The sequence below is a fragment of the Haliscomenobacter sp. genome (assembly GCF_040403615.1).
Classification (GTDB): domain Bacteria; phylum Bacteroidota; class Bacteroidia; order Chitinophagales; family Saprospiraceae; genus Haliscomenobacter.
The window spans coordinates 1-1877 of the sequence record NZ_JBBAKG010000253.1 but is presented as its reverse complement, the minus strand read 5'-3'; the positions used below and the strand labels follow the sequence as shown (position 1 = coordinate 1877).

At 46.8% G+C, this 1877-nt stretch carries 1 protein-coding gene; it reads left to right on the top strand.

Annotation, left to right across the window (positions count from 1 at the left end):
• A partial coding sequence (locus ABW391_RS29370) for a beta-helix domain-containing protein (protein WP_353485466.1) occupies window positions 1-1877 on the top strand: 1877 nt, incomplete at both ends.

Sequence of the window (1877 nt, the reverse complement as noted above, 5' to 3'; positions counted from 1 at the left end):
CGGTAAACTGGTTATCCCTGCTGGAACCGTGATCCGTGCTTTGGCTGACCTGAATTCTTCACCAAAGAACTATGCAACCATTGTTGTAGAGCGTGGTGGTCAAATTGAAATTACCGGTAGTGTTTCAAAACCAGTTGTATTTACTTCTGCCAAAGCGGAAGGTGCACGCGATCGTGGTGACTGGGGTGGTATCGTAGTTTGTGGAAGAGGTGCGCACAACCTATTCACTACACCAAACAGTTACCAGATTGAAGGTTTCAACGGTGTTACTTTCGACAACCAATTGGCTTTCATCGGTGGCAATGACAATAATGACAACTCTGGTATCTTGCGTTACCTCCGTTTGGAATTCGGTGGTTTGGCCTTCGAAATCAACCGGGAAATCAACGGTTTGACTTTTGGTGCAGTTGGTGCTGGTACTGAAGTAAACAACATTCAGGTTTCTTTCTCCAACGACGACTCTTTCGAGTGGTTTGGTGGTGCAGTGAACAGCAAAAACCTGATTGCCTTCAAAGGTACAGATGACGATTTCGATACAGACAACGGTTACAGCGGCTTGAACCAGTTCGGTATTGCTGTACGTGACACTGCTTATTTTGATGGTACTTACAACGCTCTTTCAGGCGCTTCTACTTCTGAAGGTTTTGAAAGTGACAACGAAGCGCTTGGTACTGCCAACGTGAAGCCAATCACTACTGCTGTGTTTTCCAACTATACCATGGTTGGTCCAGTTCCAGTAGGTGCTACCTATTCTCAAATGAATGCCAGAACCAGAGCTGCTTTCCGTCGTGGTGCACGCATCCGTCGCAACTCTGCTTTGCGTATTGTGAACAGCATCTTCATGGGTTACCGTAACTTCCTGATGATCGACGGCGACAGTACTGTTCGCAATACCAACTTCCCTGCTGCTTTGGCTTTAGTTACGCCAAACACTCCGGTAGACCAGAAGTCGCATCAGACTTTCTTTACGAACAACCTGATCGTGAACACTGCTGCTGCTCAGGCTCCTGCTGACTCTACTTCCAACAGCTTGCTGGAAGTTGCCAGAGCAAGAGGTTCTGCTGCTAAATTGGCTGCCTTGAACAACTGGGCTCGTCAAACTGGTCCATTGGCCAACATAATCAACCCAGTTGCATTCTCTACGGGTACTTTATTGGTGAATCCGTTGGCTTCTTCTACTACTCCTGACTTCAATCCGGTAGATGGTTCACCTGCTTTGACTGGGGCCAACTTCCTGGATAACCCGATTTTGAGTCCATTGACTTTGGTTACTCCAAGTACAGCAGTCCCTTTCAAAATGGAACAAACCACTTATGTTGGAGCGCTTTCTGCTGATGCTGCAAAAGACTGGACCAAAGATTGGACAAACTGGGATCCAAAAACTACAGCTTATCCTGCTCCAACGGATACTACTACGCTGAACGGTATGGTGGCATCTTTGCCGATCCGTGGTGAAAAAGTAATCACCAACACGGTAACTTTGAGCGCTGATCAAACTTATCTGTTGAAAGGCTTTGTAGTTGTAAAAAGCGGCGGTAAACTGGTTATCCCTGCTGGAACCGTGATCCGTGCTTTGGCTGACCTGAATAGCTCACCAAAGAACTACGCAACCATCGTTGTAGAACGTGGTGGTCAAATTGAAATCACCGGTACTTCTGCAAAACCAGTTGTATTTACTTCTGCCAAAGCGGCGGGTGCACGCGATCGTGGTGACTGGGGTGGTATTGTAGTATGTGGCAAAGGTGCGCACAACCTTTTCACTACACCAAACAGTTACCAGATTGAAGGTTTCAACGGTGTTACTTTTGACAACCAATTGGCTTTCATCGGTGGCAATGACAATAATGACAACTCTGGTATCTTGCGTTACCTCCGTT